The 20,792-nt window shown below is 31.1% G+C and carries 19 protein-coding genes and 1 rRNA gene; 4 read left to right on the plus strand and 16 right to left on the minus strand.

Translation table 11 applies throughout. The features are described from left to right. From KQI18_RS10715 to KQI18_RS10785, 15 genes are all read right to left on the minus strand, one after another. Positions 1–124: ribosomal RNA gene (locus KQI18_RS10715) — 16S ribosomal RNA — on the minus strand; the annotation flags it as partial. A 317-nt stretch (positions 125–441) separates the two neighbouring features. Next, positions 442–654 (minus strand): hypothetical protein, encoded by a 213-nt coding sequence (locus KQI18_RS10720; RefSeq protein ID WP_216467872.1) that lies wholly within the window; start codon positions 652–654, stop codon positions 442–444. A gap of 515 nt (positions 655–1,169) precedes the next feature. Continuing rightward, positions 1,170–2,699 (minus strand): lysine--tRNA ligase, encoded by a 1,530-nt coding sequence (gene lysS / locus KQI18_RS10725; RefSeq protein ID WP_216467873.1) that lies wholly within the window; start codon positions 2,697–2,699, stop codon positions 1,170–1,172. Between the two features lie 22 nt (positions 2,700–2,721). Continuing rightward, a complete protein-coding gene (greA, locus tag KQI18_RS10730; RefSeq protein ID WP_216467874.1) occupies positions 2,722–3,201 on the minus strand; it encodes a transcription elongation factor GreA in 480 nt (159 codons plus the stop codon). Positions 3,202–3,321: 120 nt separating this feature from the next. After that, positions 3,322–4,290, minus strand: coding sequence for a tRNA dihydrouridine synthase DusB (gene dusB / locus KQI18_RS10735; protein ID WP_216467875.1), 969 nt, complete (start codon positions 4,288–4,290; stop codon positions 3,322–3,324). 204 nt (positions 4,291–4,494) lie between these two features. Further along, positions 4,495–5,265, minus strand: a complete 771-nt coding sequence (locus KQI18_RS10740; protein ID WP_216467876.1) for a type III pantothenate kinase — start codon at positions 5,263–5,265, stop codon at positions 4,495–4,497. Between the two features lie 4 nt (positions 5,266–5,269). Then, a complete protein-coding gene (locus KQI18_RS10745) occupies positions 5,270–5,863 on the minus strand; it encodes an ECF transporter S component (protein ID WP_216467877.1) in 594 nt (197 codons plus the stop codon). Between the two features lie 376 nt (positions 5,864–6,239). Further along, positions 6,240–7,214, minus strand: a complete 975-nt coding sequence (locus tag KQI18_RS10750) for a P1 family peptidase (RefSeq protein WP_216467878.1) — start codon at positions 7,212–7,214, stop codon at positions 6,240–6,242. Further along, positions 7,207–7,992 carry a biotin--[acetyl-CoA-carboxylase] ligase gene (locus tag KQI18_RS10755; protein WP_216467879.1) on the minus strand — a complete coding sequence of 262 codons (786 nt, stop codon included), beginning with the start codon at positions 7,990–7,992 and terminating at the stop codon, positions 7,207–7,209. Before KQI18_RS10755 ends, KQI18_RS10750 begins: the two co-directional genes overlap by 8 nt. Positions 7,993–8,129: 137 nt before the next feature. After that, a complete protein-coding gene (gene ftsH / locus KQI18_RS10760) occupies positions 8,130–10,220 on the minus strand; it encodes an ATP-dependent zinc metalloprotease FtsH (protein ID WP_216467880.1) in 2,091 nt (696 codons plus the stop codon). A 32-nt stretch (positions 10,221–10,252) separates the two neighbouring features. Continuing rightward, positions 10,253–11,644 (minus strand): tRNA lysidine(34) synthetase TilS, encoded by a 1,392-nt coding sequence (gene tilS / locus KQI18_RS10765; protein ID WP_216467881.1) that lies wholly within the window; start codon positions 11,642–11,644, stop codon positions 10,253–10,255. Between the two features lie 176 nt (positions 11,645–11,820). Next, on the minus strand, positions 11,821–12,237 hold the full coding sequence (locus tag KQI18_RS10770) for a DUF1934 domain-containing protein (protein WP_216467882.1): 417 nt from the start codon (positions 12,235–12,237) through the stop codon (positions 11,821–11,823). A gap of 30 nt (positions 12,238–12,267) precedes the next feature. Next, positions 12,268–13,077 carry a glutamate racemase gene (gene murI, locus KQI18_RS10775; protein WP_216467883.1) on the minus strand — a complete coding sequence of 270 codons (810 nt, stop codon included), beginning with the start codon at positions 13,075–13,077 and terminating at the stop codon, positions 12,268–12,270. Between the two features lie 232 nt (positions 13,078–13,309). Beyond that, positions 13,310–13,969, minus strand: coding sequence for a stage II sporulation protein R (gene spoIIR / locus KQI18_RS10780; RefSeq protein WP_216467884.1), 660 nt, complete (start codon positions 13,967–13,969; stop codon positions 13,310–13,312). Positions 13,970–14,132: 163 nt separating this feature from the next. After that, the gene (locus KQI18_RS10785) at positions 14,133–14,831 is read right to left on the minus strand and encodes a TraX family protein (protein WP_216467885.1); all 699 of its coding nucleotides are present in this window, start codon (positions 14,829–14,831) and stop codon (positions 14,133–14,135) included. A 239-nt stretch (positions 14,832–15,070) separates the two neighbouring features. Between KQI18_RS10785 and KQI18_RS10790 the strand changes: the two genes are divergently transcribed. From KQI18_RS10790 to KQI18_RS10805, 4 genes are all read left to right on the plus strand, one after another. Then, positions 15,071–15,766: a response regulator transcription factor gene (locus KQI18_RS10790; RefSeq protein ID WP_216467886.1), complete on the plus strand. Its 696-nt coding sequence runs from the start codon at positions 15,071–15,073 to the stop codon at positions 15,764–15,766. A 370-nt stretch (positions 15,767–16,136) separates the two neighbouring features. Beyond that, positions 16,137–16,748: a sensor histidine kinase gene (locus KQI18_RS10795; RefSeq protein WP_216467887.1), complete on the plus strand. Its 612-nt coding sequence runs from the start codon at positions 16,137–16,139 to the stop codon at positions 16,746–16,748. 86 nt (positions 16,749–16,834) lie between these two features. Further along, positions 16,835–17,593: an ABC transporter ATP-binding protein gene (locus KQI18_RS10800; RefSeq protein ID WP_216467888.1), complete on the plus strand. Its 759-nt coding sequence runs from the start codon at positions 16,835–16,837 to the stop codon at positions 17,591–17,593. Continuing rightward, entirely contained in the window at positions 17,580–19,472 is a 1,893-nt protein-coding gene (locus KQI18_RS10805; RefSeq protein ID WP_216467889.1) for an FtsX-like permease family protein, read from the plus strand. The genes KQI18_RS10800 and KQI18_RS10805 overlap by 14 nt, the downstream gene beginning before the upstream one ends. A 148-nt stretch (positions 19,473–19,620) precedes the next feature. Here the strand turns inward: KQI18_RS10805 and KQI18_RS10810 are convergent, their stop codons facing one another. Further along, complete coding sequence (locus KQI18_RS10810) at positions 19,621–20,790, minus strand: amidohydrolase (protein ID WP_216467890.1); 1,170 nt, start codon at positions 20,788–20,790, stop codon at positions 19,621–19,623. Positions 20,791–20,792: the final 2 nt, after the last annotated feature.

The raw sequence follows: 20,792 nt of genomic DNA on the forward strand, positions 1-20,792 counted from the left end.
CAGGGTAGGTTACCCACGCGTTACTCACCCGTCCGCCGCTCTCCCCCGAAGGGGTTCGCTCGACTTGCATGTGTTAGGCACGCCGCCAGCGTTCATCCTGAGCCAGGATCAAACTCTCAAAAAAAATTTGATGGCTCAGATACTATTGTTATCAAAATATCTGGCTTTATATGGTTTGTTTCTTGTTTTCTTATAAATTAACCTACTGTTTAATTTTCAATGTTCTTTTCAATACTATCTCTGTGCTTTTCTTTGTTTCGTTTGCGTCTCTTTCGAAGACAAGTATTACTATATCAAATTATAAATCTTAAGTCAACACTTTTTTAAAACTTTTTTTAAAAAAATTAAAAAAGGTTATATTTTTGTTATTGATCCCCCTATTTCTTATACAATAACAGTATAACCTTTTAGTAATTATTTAACAATATCTTAATTTTATTTTTATTTTGCTACTTTCTCCATATAGTAATTTACTGTATTTTGTCCACTTACAACACCTGCTCTTGGTGTAGCACCCACCTTAACATTAGATTTACGTTTCACATTTGCACTGCTATTGAATATATTCACCGTATCTTTACACAGAAAAACCATTACATCTAGCACTAAAAAGCTTACACAAAAAAAACACAATAGATTAATTAATTGAAACATATCCGTTCCTCCACCCAATTATTTATTTTTCATGTATATACAGTTCTTAATTATATTCAAACTTCCTTTACAAAAATTCCTTCAAATAGTATCACAATAAAATGTCATCTACTAAAATTTATCAGTATAAAGTCGCAACCCCCAAAAACGTATATCAATTTATAAGAAATGTTGTATGATTCTAAAAACAAAACATTTTTTATATAAAATTTTTTATAAAAACTTTCAAATTACTATAAAATTAAACACAAAACTTCCAACGATTTATTGTTTTATAAAAATATAGTCTATTAATAGATGCTAATAACTGCTAAAAATTAGATTAATATATCGATTTACTATTAATTTTCACATAATACTTTTATATTTAGTACAATAAAAATATACTCCTACTCTAATAATTATAAATTAGCGCAGGAGTATATATTTTTATAATATAACTTTTAAAATTATAAATCTATTTACTAATATAGATTTACACATAAATAACATTTATTAAATAATTGTTTTTACTTTTACTCTTCATCTTCATTATCTTTATTATTGTCTATTGGTTTCATAGTAGGGAATAATAATACATCTCTTATAGATGGAGAATTAGTCAATAACATCATAACTCTGTCTATACCTATTCCTAGCCCACCAGTAGGAGGTAGACCTACTTCTAGAGCGTTTAAGAAGTCTTCATCAGTTTCAAAAGCTTCATCGTCCCCAAGCTCTCTTTTTCTCTCTTGATCCATAAATCTCCCTCTTTGGTCAATTGGATCATTTAACTCTGAGAATGCATTGGCAAGCTCCCATTTATTAGCAAATGCTTCAAACCTATCTGTTCTTCTAGGATCATCAGCATTTCTCTTAGATAGTGGTGATATTTCAACTGGGTGGTGAGTTATAAATGTTGGCTGAATTAATTTATCTTCACCAAATTCCTCGAAAAATGCATTTATAACCTCTCCCCTTCTCATACCAGGAGTTAATTCTATTCCTTTTTCTTTAGCTACAGCTAAAGCTTCCTCATCTGTATTAATTGTTGAGAAATCTACGCCAGTATACATTTTTACACACTCTTCCATAGTCATTCTTTTCCATGGAGGTGTAAAATCTATTTTAGTTCCTTGATAGTTAATTACCATACTACCTGTAGTTTCTTTAGCCATATAAGAAATTAAATTCTCAGTTATATCCATCATATCAGTATAATCACCATATGCTTGGTATAATTCCATAGCTGTATACTCAGGGTTATGCTTAACTGACATACCTTCATTTCTAAACATTCTTCCCATTTCGTAAACTTTGTCAAAACCACCAACTATTAGTCTCTTTAAATATAGCTCGTTTGCAATTCTTAAATACATAGGAATATCAAGAGTATTGTGGTGAGTTATAAAAGGTTTCGCATTAGCCCCACCTGCAATAGTGTTTAGTATTGGTGTCTCAACTTCTAAGAATCCCCTTTCATCTAGGAAGCTTCTTAGAGCTTTTAAAGCCTTAGTTCTAGATAAGAATGCCTGTTTAACCTCCGGATTAACTATTAAATCAACATATCTTTGTCTATATCTAAGTTCATGGTCTTTTAGACCATGATATTTTTCTGGAAGTATTTGTAGTGATTTACTAAGTAATACTACACTCTTAGCCTTAATAGATATCTCGCCCTTTTGAGTTCTGAAGATCTCTCCTTCTATACCTAGAATATCTCCAATATCATATTTTTTAAAGTAGCTATAATCTTCTTCACCTATTGCATCTTTTCTAACGTAAGATTGTATTCTACCATTTTGATCTTGTATATCTATAAATCCAGCTTTTCCTTGGATTCTTTTGCTCATTATACGACCAGCTATTCTTGCTGTTTGACCTTCTAATTCATTAAAGTTATCTTTTATTTCGGTCGAGTAATGAGTTCTATCATATCTACTCTCTTTAAATGGATCTCTACCATTTTCTTGTAACTCTGTTAACTTGTCTCTTCTTACCTGAAGGACTTCACTAAGATTTTCTTTTACTTCAGATTCTCCATTATTTTGCCCATTGTTTTTCATTTTTTACCTCCAATTTATCTAATTATCTTTTGATATCTAAAATTTCAAATTTTATAACCCCATCAGGAACTTGAACATCGACTGTTTCGCCTACGCTTCTTCCTAATAGAGCTTGCCCAACTGGAGATTCGTTTGATATTTTGCCATCATAAGGATCTGCCTCAGCTGAACCAACTATAGCGTATTCTATTTCTTCGTCATACTCTAAATCTTTAAGCTTGATTATAGAACCTATAGTTACAACGCTAAGATCTATCTTGCTCTCATCTATTATTACAGCTTTTCTAAGCATGTTCTCTAACTTAACTATTCTTTCTTCTAATTGTGCTTGTTCATTTTTAGCTTCATCATACTCAGCATTTTCTGATAAATCACCAAATGAAATAGCAACCTTTATTCTTTCTGCGACTTCCTTTCTCTTTGTAACCTTTAAATACTCTAACTCAGCTTCAAGCTTTTGATATCCTTCTTCTGTTAATAACGTTTCTTTCATATCTACCATAATCTCCACATCCCTTTCGCATACTTTAGGAAAAACCTAATTTATTTTAATTAGTTATAATCTTTTATATTGTTAAAATTTTTTATAATTTATCCGCTATATTATAAGTCACTCTCTTTTTTATGTCAAGGAATCCTGCAGATAGCGTTTTAATTTTGCTACTACTTCCTCATAAGATTCAATCTTATTAATTTCATCTCTAAGTCTTGCAGATTTTTTTAATCCTTTTAAATACCAAGCAATATGTTTTCTCATTTCCCTAACTGCTACATACTCCCCATCCTCTTCTAACGCTAAATTCAAGTGGTTAATAGCAGTACTTATTTTTTCCTCTACACTCGGCTCTGGAACAATTATCCCACTATCTAAATAGCTATTAATTTGATTAAATATCCATGGGTTACCTTGCGAACCCCTACCTATCATTATAGCATCACAACCTGTTTTGTCTAACATTTTTATTGCAGCTTTTATATCAAAAACATCACCATTTCCTATTACAGGAATTTTTACTGTTTCTTTAACCTGTTTTATAATATCCCAGTCAGCAACTCCTGAATAATATTGCTCTCTAGTCCTACCGTGAACTGCAATTGCAGATATACCTGCATCCTCAGCTATTTTTGCTATTTCAAGTGCATTTATACTGTTATCATCCCAACCTTTTCTTATTTTAAGAGTCACAGGTTTTGTCGAATTATTAACCACTGCCTTCAATACTACACCAGCTTGTTTTGGATTTTTCATAAGAGCTGATCCATCTCCATTTTTTACTACTTTAGGAGCAGGACATCCCATATTTATATCCAAAATTTCATTTGGATATTCATTTAAGATTTCTGTAGCTCTACCCATGTAATCTGGATCGGATCCGAAGATTTGCACTGAGATTGGGTGTTCTTCATCTCTTATATTTAGCATCTTTTTTGTCTTTTCATCATCATAACACAAAGCTTTAGCATTTATCATTTCCGTATAGAGTAAATCACATCCTTTCTCTTTACATATAAGTCTAAACGCAAGGTCAGTAACTCCTGCCATAGGAGCTAAAAAAACTCTACCTCCAAGTTCTACATTTCCTATCTTCATATCTATCTCCTTACTAAAAGTATTCATCATTGTCTAAGTTAAATTATATTAAATTCTTAATATATACATCTATAATAAATTTTCCTTCTATCTAACGATTTCAATTCATTAATTTGTAGACATATAAATTATATATTGCATATAGAAATTCCTTCAATAATTTTAAAAAGGGAACTAGATATATCAATCCAATTCCCTGTAATTCTATTCTTTATTTTTTTCGTATATTATTCTTAATCCTTCTAGTGTAAGCAATGAATCTACATAATCTATACTGTCGGTTTCAGATGCTATCAAATTAGCTAGACCTCCTGTAGCAATTACCTTTATATCAGGATGATTCAACTCTTTTTTCATCATGTCTATGATCTTATCAACTAGTCCAACATAGCCGTATATTATACCAGATTGCATAGAAGCTACTGTATTTTTACAAATTGTAAACCCTGGCTTAACCAATTCTACTCTAGGTAATTTCGACGCTTGTTGGAAAAGAGCTTCACTTGATATCTTTATTCCAGGTGCTATTGTTCCACCTAAATACTCATTGTTTTCTGATATTGCACAAAATGTAGTAGCAGTACCAAAGTCAACTAGTATAAACGGTGAGACATACTTTTCAATGCCTGCAACTGCGTTTACTATTCTGTCTGCACCTACTTGTTTTGGATTATCATATTTTATATTTAGTCCAGTCTTTACACCTGGACCAACTATAAGAGGCTTCTTTTTACAGTATTTATAACAAAAATTTTCTAGTGAGTGCATTACATTAGGCACTACTGAAGATATTATTATATCTTGTACTGAATTTATATCCAAACCATCTCTTTCAAATAAACTGCTTATAAGTATACCGTACTCATCAGATGTCTTTTCTTTATCTGTGTTTATTCTCCAATTTTTTAATAGCTTTTTACCCTTGAAAACACCTAAACCCATATTAGTATTTCCAATATCAAATACTAGAAGCATGTTCTTAACCTTCTTTCCTTTTTTTGAATGCAACAGCAATTGAGGAAACAACTAAAGCTGCAAGTACAGCTTCTGGGATCCCATTAGTCACAGCAAGTCCAAATATAACTTTACCTCCAGAACCGCTTAGACCTAATGCATGCATATATTTATCAGCATATAAAAGATATACAAGTCCTAATACGCCACATGTGTTCATCAAAGATCCAATCAGACCTGTAATAAACCCAGATAAGTATACCTTTTTTGTAACTTTCAAAATTAATTTGAACACATAATAAGACAGTACTCCCATTAGAACTCTAGGAACTAATGCAACTATTGGATTCATAAATACGAAAGATACAACTGTTGGAGCAGTAATCGCTCTGATTAAACTCGTCATACCAAAAATAAATCCTATTGCCGCTCCAACTACTGGCCCTTCTATAATTGCTCCTATAATTACAGGCAAATGCATAATTGTAGCATTTACTGGTCCTATAGGTATAAAACCTAAAGGTGTCATAGACAACATTATAGATACTGCTGATAATAACCCAATAACTGTCATTTGTCTTAAATTATTCTTACCCCTTGATGATACATTTGTATTCATTTTTAAATACACCTCCGTTTCAGCTCTGAAAAGATGCCGAACTATTTTTTAACTTTTGAATCTTCTTTATAAATCTTTTGTCATTAGTCAAGCTTTTAGAAAACTAAAATGCTAGCTAGACAAAACAATTTTATCAATTCAATATTTCGTTGTCAATAATTTATTAAAAACATGTTATTTGTCCAAATTGAGCCATTATTCGAAATTAATTTTATTTTTGATTATTTTTACTTTAATTATTATTTATTTTATCTTTTAATTTTAATTGTCTTATTTTTCACAATTAATGTACAAATTTCGCAATTTAAAACTTTTTTTATAAAATACTACTTAATTACGTTAATTAATACTTACTTATATAAATATTTAGCGTTAATTATAATGTTTTCAATTTATAATCTTCTAATTCTCTATATGAAACAATTCCACCAAGGGATTCTGCATTTTTAATTGCGTTAACTATGCTTTTTTCAACCACTTCTACTGCTAATGATCCTACAAGTGTAACATCTGTTTCTATCTCCCCTGTTGCTAATGTAAAAATGGTATCTCCATCATGTTGAGTATGTATCGGAAAAATCGATCTAGCATATCCATCATGAGACATTTGCGATACTTTTTTACAATCTGCTTTAGAAAACTTAGCATTAGTAGCTACTATTCCAATTGTTGTATTATCTATGCTAAAGCCGCCATTAGAAACTCCCTTTTTCATCAAATCATAACTATTTAAATTCGTCTTCTTATCATCATCAAGTACCCCAGCTATAATTTTACCATTTTCATAGATATCTCCAAAGGCATTTACTGCAACAATTGCAGATACTACAAGACCGTTATCTAATTTAACAGAGTGGCTACCAATTCCACCCTTCATGGAGAATTCTTGACCTTTAACCTTACCAACAGTTGCGCCACAACCTGCTCCATAATTTCCTTGTTTTAAAACTTTATCAGAGGATACTTCACTAGCTTTGTAACCCATTTGTTTATCTGGTCTACATTTACAGTCACCTACACCTAAATCAAATAAAACTGCGCCCACTACTATCGGTACATTTGTTACACCTACATCAAACCCAATATTATGTTTTTCTAAATATTCGCTTACTCCACAAGATGATTCGAGTCCGAATGAAGATCCTCCAGATAAAACTACCGCATGAACCTTTTGTACCATGTTAATAGGATCCAATAAATCGGTCTCTCTTGTGCCTGGCGCTGATCCCCTAACATCTACACCACAAGTTGCTCCGTCTTCGCATAGAACCACCGTACAACCTGTCATACCTTTTTCATCTTCTACCTGTCCTACTTTTAGCCCTTTTACATCTAAAATATTATTAAACATATCCATTTTCTCCTCTTACAGATACTTCCCCAGAATTAACTTCTGTAATATTTCCATGTTCATCCTGAACTAGCAGATTACCTTCTTCATTAATATCAAGACATTTCTTTAATTTTCTTTCATTATTCTCAATTACATATACATTTTTTCCTATGATTGCTGAGAATTTTCTATTTAAAATTAAAATTTCTCTCTTGTCATTTTTTTCAACATATTCTTTATATATAGTTTCAAAATTCTCTAGTATACCAATTATGATAGTTTCTCTATCTATATCGAATCCTTCTTTTAATATTGATGTTGCTTTAGTTGATAATTCTTGATCAAAATCTAGAGTTTTTACATTTATACCCATTCCAAGCACAATATAGTTTATACTCTCATTTTCTGCAGATAACTCTGTCAATATACCACATATTTTTTTACTATTTAAGGTAATGTCGTTTGGCCATTTTATACGAGCATCTATTCCCAAATTATTTAGTGCTTTTACTACCGCCGCGCCAGCTACTAAAGTTACAAATGGCGCGTTTTGTATTTTTATTTTAGGTTTAAGTATCATGGTCATCCAAATGCCTTCTCCAGAATTTGATGCCCAATTTTTTCCTAATCTACCTTTACCAGCTGTCTGTTCTTCACTAATAATAAGAGTACCGTGCTCATTATCTTTTGCAACTTTCTTCGCGTATACATTAGTCGAATCTATTGTATCCAAATAAACTATATTTTTTCCTATACTCTCAGTTTTTAAATTACTTTTTATTTTTTCTATATCCAACTAAATCCACCACCCCATGTTAAGTCTATTAAAATTCTAATATAATTCAACATAAAAGACAAATAAAAAAGAGTTATATCAAATGTTTTTGTATCACATTTAATATAACTCTAAATATTAATTATTATTTATCTTATCTAGTCTTCTTTATTTGAATCATCATCTTCATTAGATTCATTATTATTAGTAGTGTCTCTATTATCTCTAGTTTTATCTTCTTTTGATTTATCTAAAGAAATATCAATCTCACTTTTTCTAAATTCTATTACTTTTTTGTTTGAGTCAGAATCCTTAGAATCTTCTCTATCGTTAGTTTCAGCTGTAGTAGCTTCTTCTCCACTTCCTAGAGATAATTCTTTATTAAAAGCTTTTAGGAATTGATCTGCATCAAGAGTCTCGTATAATAGTAACGCCTGTGCTACGTACTCTAGTCTATCCATATTATCTAATAATATTTTTTTAGTCATTCCGTATGCTTCATCTACTATTTCTTTTACCTCTTGGTCTATTTCAAATGCTACAGCCTCAGAGTAATGTCTAGTGCTTGAGAAACTATTTCCTAAGAACACTTCATCCTGACTATCGAATGACATAGGTCCAAGTTTAGAACTCATTCCGTATTTAGTAACCATACCTCTTGCAGTTGAAGTCACTCTTTCTAAATCGTTAGAAGCTCCTGTAGATATATCTTTTAGTATTAATTCCTCAGAAACCCTTCCTCCTAGTAAGACTACTATATTTTCTTCCATTTCGTTCTTTGTAGCATAGAATTTATCTTCTACAGGTAATTGCATAGTAAATCCACCAGCCATACCTCTTGGGACTATAGTAACTTGATGAACTGGACTTACATTGTCTTGTACATGTGCACATATTGCGTGGCCAGCCTCATGGTACGCCGTAAGTCTTCTTTCTTTTTCACTTATAACTCTTGACTTCTTAGCAGTACCTGCAATAACTTTTGTTATGGCCTCTTCTATAGTTTCCATTTTTATTTTCTTTTCTCTTTTTCTTGCAGTTAATATAGCTGCCTCATTCATAAGGTTTTCTATATCAGCTGGAGTAAATCCAGGTGTTCTTCTCGCTAATACATCCATCTTAACTGAGTCGTCAAGAGGTTTGTTTCTAGAGTGAACTTTAAATATAGCTTCTCTACCTCTTACATCAGGCGTACCAACTACTACCTGTCTATCGAATCTACCGGGTCTAAGCAGTGCAGGGTCTAATATATCAGGTCTATTTGTTGCTGCCATGATTATAATCCCTTGGTTTACACCAAATCCATCCATTTCGACTAATAATTGGTTAAGAGTTTGCTCTCTCTCGTCGTGTCCTCCGCCAAGTCCAGCTCCTCTCTTCCTACCAACAGCATCTATCTCATCGATAAATATTATAGCTGGCGAACTCTTTTTAGCTTGTTCAAACAGATCCCTAACCCTAGAAGCACCAACCCCGACAAACATTTCGACGAAGTCTGAACCACTTATACTGAAAAATGGAACTCCAGCCTCTCCTGCAACAGCTTTTGATAGGTATGTTTTACCTGTACCAGGAGGTCCAACCATTAGCATCCCCTTTGGTATTCTGGCTCCTAGCTCAATATATTTTCTTGGATTTTTCAAGAAATCTACGACCTCTTGTAAATCCTCTTTTTCTTCTTCTAGACCAGCGACATCTTTAAATGTTACCCTTGTCTTTTCATCATCTTTATGAACTTTGGCTTTTGACTTACCAAAACTCATGACCTTTCCGCCTCCACCTTGAGACTGATTCATAAATACGAACCAAAGCACAACCATAAGGAAAAGTATCAACATAGTTGGCAGCATCTCTACAAACCATGGTGTAGTAGGACGTGGCTCCCCAGTAAGTTTTAATGTTCCGGCTTCTGCTTGATCTAAGACCTCATCAGCTAGTTTATCACCCATAACCTCTGTTGGAACGTATGATTTAAACTCAAAAAGCTTTGGTTTAGGCTCTTCACCTTCTTTTTTTGCTTTTTCTGTTATTATGTTTCCATTTTTATCTTCTTTATATCTTTTACCTTCTACTTGAGTTCCACTTATAAAATTAATTTCTTTTATATGTTTATTCGTCAACTCACTGTAAACTTCTGAAAACTTTAGGTTTTCGATTTCTTTTGGAGTATTGCCATAAAATTGAATAACCCCAAATATGATCACAATTAGTATCGCATAGAATGCAAACCCTTTAAATTTCTTATCCAATATAGAAGTCCTCCTTTCACGCGTTGTTTTTTCTATAAATTGTTAAAAGTAATTTTTAAGACTTCTCGTGTATTCTCGTCGATTTTATAATCTTCACTGAGCCTATAATCACCTACACACATAACACCAACTTCATCTAGAACTATAGGTATCCTACATCTTTCATCTTTAGGTATTTTTAGATCTATAAACAAATCTTTAATTTTTTTACTTCCTACGGCGAGTTTAATTTTATCGCCTTGCTCCCTATTTCTTATTACTACCCCTCCCTTTACCTTATTAAAATCAAATCCTTTAGAATTTTTACCAAGTCTCATGCTTTTATATCTGTCTATACTTATAATCTCTGTCTGAACGACTTTATTTATATCTTTGATTTTAATAAAGCCGTTGTAAGGAATATTATAACAAAACTCTATTTCCTCAGTTACAAGTTCTTTATCTGATAGTATTATACTATCTTTTTTCCTATATGCAAACATACCCCTTGGAAGTATTATCATTTTATCTATTTTAGAATTACTTTCTAGAGACATTACATCATCAATGTGTACTTGATCTATAAAGTTAGTATCTCCTAGAATTTTTTTAACACCATATCTAATTACTCTTGATTTTATAGCATTGTGAAGTTTTGTATAAATTGGCATACTTATTTCTATGCAATTTTCATTTTCTCCATTCTCTAAAATGTCATTAAATACTTTTTGTACTTCATTATCTATGAAATCACTATCATTTTTTAAATTTTTACTCATTCTCACTATAGACTCTATTATATTTGGATTAAAATTATCCCTCATATAAGGCAATAATTCTAGTCTTATTTTATTTCTAGTGTATATACTCTCTAAATTTGTTTGATCTATACGTGGATTAAGGTCGTACTTTTCACAATACTGTTCTATCTCATCCCTACTTAAATCAAGTATCGGTCTGATTAAACAGCCATCTCGCTTGTATTCTATACCTCTTAGACCCTTAAGTCCTGTTCCTCGCATAATACGCATTAGAATCGTTTCTGCTTGGTCATTCATGTTATGCCCTATTGCTATTTTATCTGATTTTGTCTTTTCTTTTATTTCATAGAACATCTCGTAGCGCAATTTTCTAGCTCCATCTTCTAAAGACATCCCTTTTTCTTCACAGTATTTAGGAACATCAATTGATTTAACAAAAAAAATAATGCCCAATTCTTTACAAAGTTGAGATACAAATAATGCATCCCTCTGAGCTTCTAAACCCCTGATTTGGTGATTTAAATGGGCTGCGTAGATTTCTATATCTAATTCTTCTTTTAATCTATTCAAAACGTGTAATAGACATACTGAATCGGGTCCACCAGATATGCCTAGTACGATTTTATCACCTTTTTCAATCAAATTGTGATTTCTTATTGTATTCATTACTTTTTCAAATACCATATCTATCCCTCTTATACTTAGTTTTTATTAACTTTTAAGTATGTTTTCTATAAAAAACTCTTAAATCCTTGTTTTTTACGATTATAAAGTTTTATATAAATACAATAATACCAAATAAATTAATTAAAAGGTAGTTTTTTAACTACCTTTTAATTAATTTCTCAAAATAATTGTATCTATTCAGCTTTTGTAATTTTTATATTTATATCATTTTTGCCAGATAACAAATCCTGTATCTCAATATCATAATTTAAGTTTACCTCTACACTGTCATCATCTTTAAAATCAATCGACATAAAATTTGTTTTAATGTTCATTAATATTACACCTTGTGGAGTCTTATATTTAGTGGTTGTTAGGCAATCTTCTTTAAAAGTCATTAGAGACTCAACATTCCCAAATTTTTTTATACTTATTGACCCATCTAATATTTTAATTGTATTAGTAACTTCCATTTCATCTTCAACTTCTTTATATACTATATAAACACCGTCTTTTTTATAGTATATTCTACCTAAGGTTTTTACTTCTAAAAAATCTACTTCATTATCTCCAATTGCTTGTCTTGTGCTTATATCTATATTTACATTCAAAATACTTTCCTCCAAATATCGCGTGACAATTTAGTATTTCTGTATTTCTACTTGATTTACATCAGTTATTTCTTTCTTTAAGAATTCATTTGCTATTGACGAAAATTTCACCGGTATATCAGACACATAGTACTCGTATTTTACATCTTCAAAATCTCCGTTATTTAAAATGCCTTGATCTCCTAGTATTTTTTTTAGATCCATAGCCGTTTCCTTGGCTGGATTTACCAGTTTTATATCCATACCTAACTCTTCTCCAATTGTTCTCTTAAGTATCGGATAATGAGTACAACCTAATACAAGACAGTCTATATCCTGCTCCTTTAATTCCTTTAAATATCTTTTAGCTGTAAGTTTTGCCACATCGGTGTTAGCCCATCCCTCTTCAGCTAGAGGTACAAATAGAGTACATGCTTTATCTACAATTTTTATCTCTTTATTTAACTTTGCAATCTCTGTATTATAAGCTTTCGATCTTATAGTACCTTCTGTACCAATAATACCAACTATATTATTTTTAGTTGTATTAACTGCTGTCCTAGCTCCGGCCTCAATAACACCTAGTATTGGAATATCGTAATGTTCCTGAGCCTCTGCTAGAGATCTAGCTGTTGCAGTGTTGCAGGCTATTACAATAGCTTTAACATCTTTGCTTTTTAAAAAGTTTATTGCTTGAAATGTATATTTCATAACGGTCTCTTTGGATCTAGTACCATATGGCACTCTTGCTGTGTCTCCAAAATAAACTATATTTTCGTTTGGCAATATTTTAGTTATTTCTTTTAGTACTGTTAGTCCCCCTAATCCCGAGTCAAATACTCCTATAGGTTTATCACTCATTTACTACACCCACTTTGCTTTTACGTTATGTTTTCTTTATGAAATTTACCGATATTTATATTTTTCTTTATATGTATTTCTATATTCTATTGATATTTCAATTTATTGTCGATTTTAAAAATTATTACCTAAATGATAATTATAGATTATTTCAACAAAAAAATAAAGGAGCTATCTTCAAATAGAATAAATTTTCTAAAAAAGATAGCTATAATTAAATTTCATATTAAAACTAAAATGATTTTTCTATTTTATCTATTATTTCAACAACCTTAAACTTCATTTTAGTCTTACTTGCAGTACTTTTACTCTTTTGAGTTATAAGCTTATACTCATCTTCAGTTAAAACACTCCTCAACTTCTCATCTGTCTCCTTATCAATAACGCCACTTTCTTCATCTACAAAGCACAGTGGAGGAAACATTACGCACCACCAATTACGCCCTTCTCCCTTCCCTATAACTACCCTTAATGCTTTATATTCGCCAGCAGGCAAAACCATATTTGAGTACTGTTTAGTAGGGAATTCACTGTACGTTATACCTACTTCAACAGTGTAGTTATAACCATTTTTTTCTATAACATTTTTACTTATTTTAGTTAAATTACTATACTCACTTTTTATTATCTTTTCACTTTCTTCAATACTTTTTGATTTTTTTAACTTAGGTTGAAGGTAAGAAATTATTTCATCCCTAACCTTTAACTTAAGAGCTTGATCCTCATCTGAATCGCTATTTGCTATTACATGAAACCTTATTAACTTTTCTTTATAATTTTTGGATAAATTATTTATTTTAAGAGCATCACTACTTATAGTAACAGTCATAATAGTAATAACTGATACTAATCCAAGTATTAAAACTACTAGTCTCATCTTTCTTCTTTTCATCAAACTGCCCCCTTTATGATTTTACTATCTTGGAGTATATCCAGAAGCAGTTATATTATTCATTAATTATTTAATAATTTTTGATTAGGTTAAATATAGGGCTTTTCAAAAGTATTTTTATCACCTCTCTTGAATAACCCTTTTTGTTTGTTATTGATTTTCACTATATACGATTAGCTATTAACACTATAACGGCCAGATGTGCTGGATAGAAAATATAAAACATCCACTTTGTAAACTTATTCTTCAAACCAAGCTTTCCGTTGTACATTAAAATAGGTAATATAGCGAAAACCATCATCCATTGATAATCGTAAATAAATATTTGATCATACATCTCAGGTGAACTTAAATTTTCTATTACTTGGCATAAGCTAAATAGTACGTAGACAATCGCCATTGGTATTTTTTTTTCTTTTAAAAAGTAAAAAATTAAAGTCATACCTAGACCAAATATTGAACCTTCAGTAAACATGTATGCTCCACCTAAAACTATTAATGCAATAATTGAAATTATTTTTTTAGTTGCTGAACCTGACGTTTTAAAGTATTCAATTAGCATCATTATTGCAACTGATAATGTCAGTGATAGGAATATATTGTTATGAATACCTAGTAACTTATCTACTCCAATCATAATTATCCCGAATACTGCTAATCTTTCTAAATATTTTTTTCTACTTCTAGTGTGAAAGAAACCTTCAACTATTAAGTAGAAAAATATTGGAGCTGCTATCTTACCTAAATATCCAAACCAAATGGGAATATTTATACCCGCTCCTCCTAAGTATGTGTATACATGATCTAGCGTCATAGTTATAATTGCTAATATTTTTAAAGTAAACGAATCTAATCTTTTCATAATTCCTCCTAAGTTAGTTATTTTAATTTCATATCTATATTACAAATAATATTTTATTTAAACAATTTTGGTCTATGACAGTATTCTTACATTTTTGTTATATAAAAAAAAAATTAAAATATCAAATAATTATTTAATTAACTATCTATTTTCCTATATAATAGTGATAGTAAAAAATTTATAATGATTAGAACTATAAACCATTGGAAAAACTATCTATTAGAAAGGGGCGATTTATCATGAATTATAAAATTTGGATCGTAGAGGATGATATAGGAATTGCAGAACTCCTAAGCGGTCATTTAAAAAAATACGGGTTCGATGTTATATGCTGTGAGAACTTTGAAAATCTAATGGATGAGTTTTATGTAATTGATCCTCATCTAGTACTTATGGATATAAATCTTCCTGTATTTGACGGTTTTCATTGGTGCCAAATGATACGAAAAACTTCTAAGTGCCCTATTTTATTTATATCTGCAAAAAATGAAAATTCTGCACAGGTATTTGGAATGGAAAGCGGCGGAGATGATTATATTACTAAACCATTTTCATTTGAGATAATCACAGCAAAAATAAACGCTCAGTTAAGGAGAGTCTATGGATCATATGCAGAAAATAAAGATGATGATATTTATTGTGTAGATTGTAATCTTTCTCCACGAGCACTTATGCTACATCGAGGGGAAAAAAGTGTAAACCTATCTAAAAATGAAGTTGCTGTATTAAAGTTATTTTTTGAAGCATACCCTCAGGTAGTACCAAGAAAACTTCTTTTAGATGAACTTTGGGATACAGATGAATTTGTAGAAGAAAATACATTAAATGTCAATATAAGTCGTGTTCGTAAACGATTAGAAGAAGTGGGTTCAAACATTTCAGTAAAAGCAGTTAGAGGTATTGGCTACCGTATGGAGAAAGAAAATGAAGTATAAATTTAATTTATTCATAAAAGATCATATTTGGATCTTTATATTTTATACAGTTGAATTTGCCTTTATATATATTGGGTTAAAATATCTGAGTGAGGAATTTACAAATGTACTATATATGGGCTTTTTAGGACTGTTTATATTATTATGTTTTTTAGGGATTCGTTATTATAGAACAAGGGAGCTTTATCATGCACTAGAAGAACCAAAAGTTAACATAGAAGATTCTATCCTAATAGATCCCAAAAGTTCACTATCTCAAGCCTACAGCGATTCCCAAAAACATTACCGCACATCATACCTCAATGAAATTAACAGTTTGAAATTAGAACGTAAAAAATTTGAAGTCATGAGCAATAGATGGGTACACCAAATGAAGACACCAATCTCTGTCATACAACTAATATCTCAAAATCATAAGTTGGAAGATGATTATCAGCGAATTACTTATGAAACTGAGAGGTTAAATCACCAACTAGTACAGTTATTGAATATATATAAAATCGGCAGTATGGAACATGATTTTCATATAGAGAAGACCTCTCTTAAAGACTTAGCTAAGCATGCTGTCAATGATTTAAAAACATTATTTTTACAAAAATCAATATATCCTAAAATTCAAATGGAAGAAAACCCGTATGTATACACTGATGTGATGTGGATGGAATTTGTATTATACCAGTTGCTCAGCAATGCAATTAAATACAGTGAAGAAGAAGGAAGCATAACTGTATCAGCTGAATACAAAAATAATACAGTAAATCTTTTTGTTATAGATGAAGGCTTAGGCATCGATAACTCCGACCTTCCTAGAATCTACAACCTATTTTTCACAGGTTCAAACGGGAAGTCTAAAGGAGAATCAACAGGAATGGGGCTATATATGGTAAAGGAAGTACTTGATTATCTTGGACATGGAATTAAAGTATCTTCTGTTAAAGGTAAAGGAACCATGTTTAATATTACATTCCAAGGAGAAAGGTGACATCTATGTCACCTTTTGTAATGTTAGTAGATTTTTTCTTTTATATTTTATTATTATAATAAAGAAAAAAAGGAAGGATTAAATAGATGAAAGTACTTAAAGTTAATCAAATAGAAAAAATTTATGATGGAAAATTACCATATCAGGCACTAAAAAATATTAATTTTGAAGTAGAAAAAGGCGAGTTTACAGCAATTATGGGACCATCTGGAAGTGGAAAATCTACACTACTTAATGTTATTTCAACAGTGGATTCACCAACGAGTGGAAAAGTTATTATAAACGATCAAGAACCACACAGCATGGGAGATGACAAACTTGCTAGTTTTAGAAGAACTGAACTAGGATTTATTTTTCAAGATTTCAATCTAGTTAACACTCTAACCGTAGGAGAAAATATTATGCTTCCTCTTACACTTGAGGGAATACCAATTAATGAAATGAAAAAACTTACAAATGAAACTGCTGAATTCCTTGGAATAGGTAAGATTTTAAATAAAAGAGTGTTTGAAATTTCAGGGGGACAAGCCCAACGTTGTGCAATTGCAAGAGCAGTCGTACATAACCCTTCTTTATTATTAGCAGATGAACCCACAGGTAATTTGGACTCTAAATCAGTCAAAGATGTTATGAATCTCTTCACAGAGTTAAATAAGAAACATCAATCAACAATTCTGATGGTAACTCATGATGCTTACGTTGCAAGCTTTTGTGACAGGGTATTAATAATAAAAGACGGTATGCTATATCAGGAACTTTACAAAAATAATTTACAATCAGTTTTCTATCAAGAGATTCTAAACACGATGGCCTTCTTAGGGGGTGACGATCGTGACTTTATTTAATTTCGCATGGAATAATGTGATGCGTTCAAAAAGGACTTATCTTGCTTACTTTTTGAGCTGTACTTGTTCAGTGTTTGTGTTCTTCTCATTCGCTGTATCTTTGTTCCATCCGAACCTATCTGTCATTGATAGTGGCTCCACTTTAGGTTTGACTATGGGAGTAGGAAATGTAGTCGTTTACTGCTTTGCATTTATGTTTATTACGTATTCACTCAATTCGTTTTTGAAAGCCAGAATGAAACAATTTGGACTTTTAACAATTTTAGGTACATCAAAAAAACAGTTAAATAAAATAATATTTCTAGAAAATATGGTAATAGGAATATTATCAATAATAAATGGTATTTTTTTCGGAATTGTTTTTGCGAAATTTTTCTTAATGCTATCTGCTAAAGTTGTAAAAGTAGAAGATTTTAATATGTATTTTCCTTTAGTTCCAATAGCAGTTACATTTTTATTATTTTTATTACTATTTTTGGTTGTTTCGTTATTAATTCCACATATGATTAGGAGAAAAGATATAGTTAAACTTTTACATGCAGAAAATGCTAGTGAAAAGCCTGCTAAGTTCAATCTGCTTTTAACTATTATAGGTATTATTGCTTGGGTATCGCTATTTGTGTTTTATAAGAATTCAAGCGACTCATCGTCCGGTACTTACCTAATGATTGTAGCTTTAATTGTTGGAACATACTTTTTATTCAACCAAGTACTAGGTGGATTCCTTAATATTATCAAAAGGAGAAAATTATATTTTCGCAGTGCAAACATGATAACAATTTCAGGAATTTCTTTAAAAAACGGATCTAACTCTCAGGTTATGATGCTTGTTTGTGTATTGTACATGATTTCGTTCCTTGCAATTGTGGCTTTAACGGGACTTAGTAAAAATGTAGAAGAAATCGCAAGAGAAGATGAACCGATTGCGTATCTTTACGTTGATAGAGGCAGCCCTGAAAAAACTAACGATCATCTAAAAGAAATTGAAAATATACTTAAAGATAAAGAGGGATATAAAAAAGCCTCATTTGATTTTTTAACGATTGGTGATAGAAGCGGGGTTATTTCGCAAAAGGATTATAATAATGCAATGAGTCTTACAGGAAAAACGGAAGTAGACCTTGATGATTCAAGGGTTTACCTTGTTCCAGGTAATAACTATAATACAAACTTGCAAATTGATAATAAAATCAGACAAAATTTAGAACATAGTACTAATAATAAGTTAGAAATATCTGGAAAAGCTGATACATGTGTTATAACTACAGGGTATTTTTCACAAGTATATGTAATAAGTGATGCGAACTATAAAAGCGTTGAAAAATCAAAAAAACTTCCTGTAACTCACATGTTTGGATATGAGATTAAAGATTGGAATACTGATAATTCGGAGTATAAAAAATTTGAAAAATTAAATCATAAGTGGACAGTTGTAGAAGGTGATGGATCCGATTTAGGTTTATTGGGATCTGCAACATTATATCAAGTTGAAAAGCAGGGAAAAAATCTTTCTTTATACCTAGGTTTTTTACTATGTTTAGTGTTTCTTCTTTCAGCAGCAAGTCTTATATATTTTAAACTATATACCGAGCTTGACAGAGAGTGTAAGCGTTTTGCAGGTATTGTCAAAATGGGCTTATCAAAGAGAGATTTGTCCAACATTTTATTGAAAGAAGTTTCACTTATGTTAATGCTACCATTTATACTAGCGTTTATCTATATGTGGTTTGGTATATTTCTTCTTAACCAAACTATTAATACTCCGATAACAAAACATGCTATGCAGTTAAGTTTGGTATTTATAATAGTCCAAGTAGTTCTTCTTACAATTGTTACTGGAATTTACCGAAAAGCTGTTTTTAAAGAAGTCTTTAAATAATTTTTTAATACTATATGTTTTATTTAACACAAATGATTAATTGTTTTTCTTATTTTTATATATTAAATTAATTTTATTTAATTATTTATAAAAATTAGATAATTAAAAAAGAGGGTAGATCTACCCTCCTTTTTATTTAATCAAATTTTTATCCTCGGTTTAAAAAATCAAGTGCAAACTGAACGTGTAGTGCTGTTCCATATTTTAAGAAATCTTCATCAACTTTGAATTTTTCATGATGAGGAGGATATACACAATCCTTAGCTTCGTTGCCAGATCCTATCCAAGCGAATACACCTTTTGCATGTTCAAAGTAGAATGACATATCTTCTGATCCCATAAGTTTTGGCATATCAGCAAGACAATCTTCACCGAAAACTTCACCAGCCGCTTGTCTAGCTAGCATGGTTAAATCATCGTCATTGTATACACTTAGTGTACTTGGTATTATTTCGATTTCAACCTTTATTTCATATGCATCTGCTATCGCTTTTGCATGTCTTTGTATAGCCTTAAGAACTAAATCTCTCACATCTTTATTGAAATATCTCAAAGATAAATCTAATTCTGTGAACTTAGCTATTATATTAGCTTTTGTTCCTCCAGAGAATTTACCTACTGACACTACTATTGGCTCTTGTGCGTCAACATTTTTAGTTACTATTCCTTGTATATCAGTTACAAACATCGCAGCTGGATGTATTGTATCCTTTGCTAAATGTGGAGTTGATCCATGTCCAGATACCCCTTCAAATTTAACGTGTATAGTATCACACCCTGCTGATATATAACCAGGATTCATAACAACTTTTCCTACTTCTAAATCTGGATAGTTGTGCATTCCGAAACATCCGTCTACACCTTCCATGCCACCGTCTGCTATTATTAGTTTTGCTCCTTCAAACGTTTCTTCAGCTTCTTGAAAGAAGAACCTTACTTCCCCATTTAATTGATCTTTCATTTTTGATAAAATCTTTACTACTCCAAGTAGCATAGCTGTATGTGTATCATGACCACAAGCATGCATTAAGCCTTCTTTAGTTGATTCATAGTCTACACCAGATTCTTCTAAAACAGGAAGAGCGTCTGTATCTCCTCTAAGCATTACTGTTTTACCAGGCTTATCTCCCTTTATCCAAGCTATAACTGAAGTTCTTCCAGCTTTTTTGTATTCTACTCCTAATTTTTCTAATTCTTCAATTATTCTAGTTTGAGTTCTAATCTCTAGACCACTTAACTCTGGATTCTCATGTAAATCCCTTCTAAAGGCTATAATATAGTCTTCTATTTCTTTTGCTTTATCTAATATAATTGACATAA

The organism is Metaclostridioides mangenotii (genome assembly GCF_018917235.1).
GTDB lineage: Bacteria > Bacillota > Clostridia > Peptostreptococcales > Peptostreptococcaceae > Metaclostridioides.

Excerpts from the sequence above, each read along its gene's own strand:
- spoIIR (WP_216467884.1), bottom strand. The coding sequence starts at position 13,969 with ATGAAAAGAAGAAAGATGAGACTAGTAGTTTTAATACTTGGATTAGTA.
- murI (WP_216467883.1), bottom strand. The coding sequence starts at position 13,077 with ATGAGTGATAAACCTATAGGAGTATTTGACTCGGGATTAGGGGGACTA.
- tilS (WP_216467881.1), bottom strand. The coding sequence starts at position 11,644 with ATGGTATTTGAAAAAGTAATGAATACAATAAGAAATCACAATTTGATT.
- KQI18_RS10790 (WP_216467886.1), top strand. The coding sequence starts at position 15,071 with ATGAATTATAAAATTTGGATCGTAGAGGATGATATAGGAATTGCAGAA.
- greA (WP_216467874.1), bottom strand. The coding sequence starts at position 3,201 with ATGGTAGATATGAAAGAAACGTTATTAACAGAAGAAGGATATCAAAAG.
- KQI18_RS10745 (WP_216467877.1), bottom strand. The coding sequence starts at position 5,863 with ATGAATACAAATGTATCATCAAGGGGTAAGAATAATTTAAGACAAATG.
- KQI18_RS10740 (WP_216467876.1), bottom strand. The coding sequence starts at position 5,265 with ATGCTTCTAGTATTTGATATTGGAAATACTAATATGGGTTTAGGTGTT.
- lysS (WP_216467873.1), bottom strand. The coding sequence starts at position 2,699 with ATGAAAAACAATGGGCAAAATAATGGAGAATCTGAAGTAAAAGAAAAT.
- dusB (WP_216467875.1), bottom strand. The coding sequence starts at position 4,290 with ATGAAGATAGGAAATGTAGAACTTGGAGGTAGAGTTTTTTTAGCTCCT.
- KQI18_RS10785 (WP_216467885.1), bottom strand. The coding sequence starts at position 14,831 with ATGAAAAGATTAGATTCGTTTACTTTAAAAATATTAGCAATTATAACT.
- KQI18_RS10800 (WP_216467888.1), top strand. The coding sequence starts at position 16,835 with ATGAAAGTACTTAAAGTTAATCAAATAGAAAAAATTTATGATGGAAAA.
- KQI18_RS10720 (WP_216467872.1), bottom strand. The coding sequence starts at position 654 with ATGTTTCAATTAATTAATCTATTGTGTTTTTTTTGTGTAAGCTTTTTA.
- KQI18_RS10810 (WP_216467890.1), bottom strand. The coding sequence starts at position 20,790 with ATGTCAATTATATTAGATAAAGCAAAAGAAATAGAAGACTATATTATA.
- KQI18_RS10795 (WP_216467887.1), top strand. The coding sequence starts at position 16,137 with ATGAAGACACCAATCTCTGTCATACAACTAATATCTCAAAATCATAAG.
- KQI18_RS10750 (WP_216467878.1), bottom strand. The coding sequence starts at position 7,214 with ATGTTTAATAATATTTTAGATGTAAAAGGGCTAAAAGTAGGACAGGTA.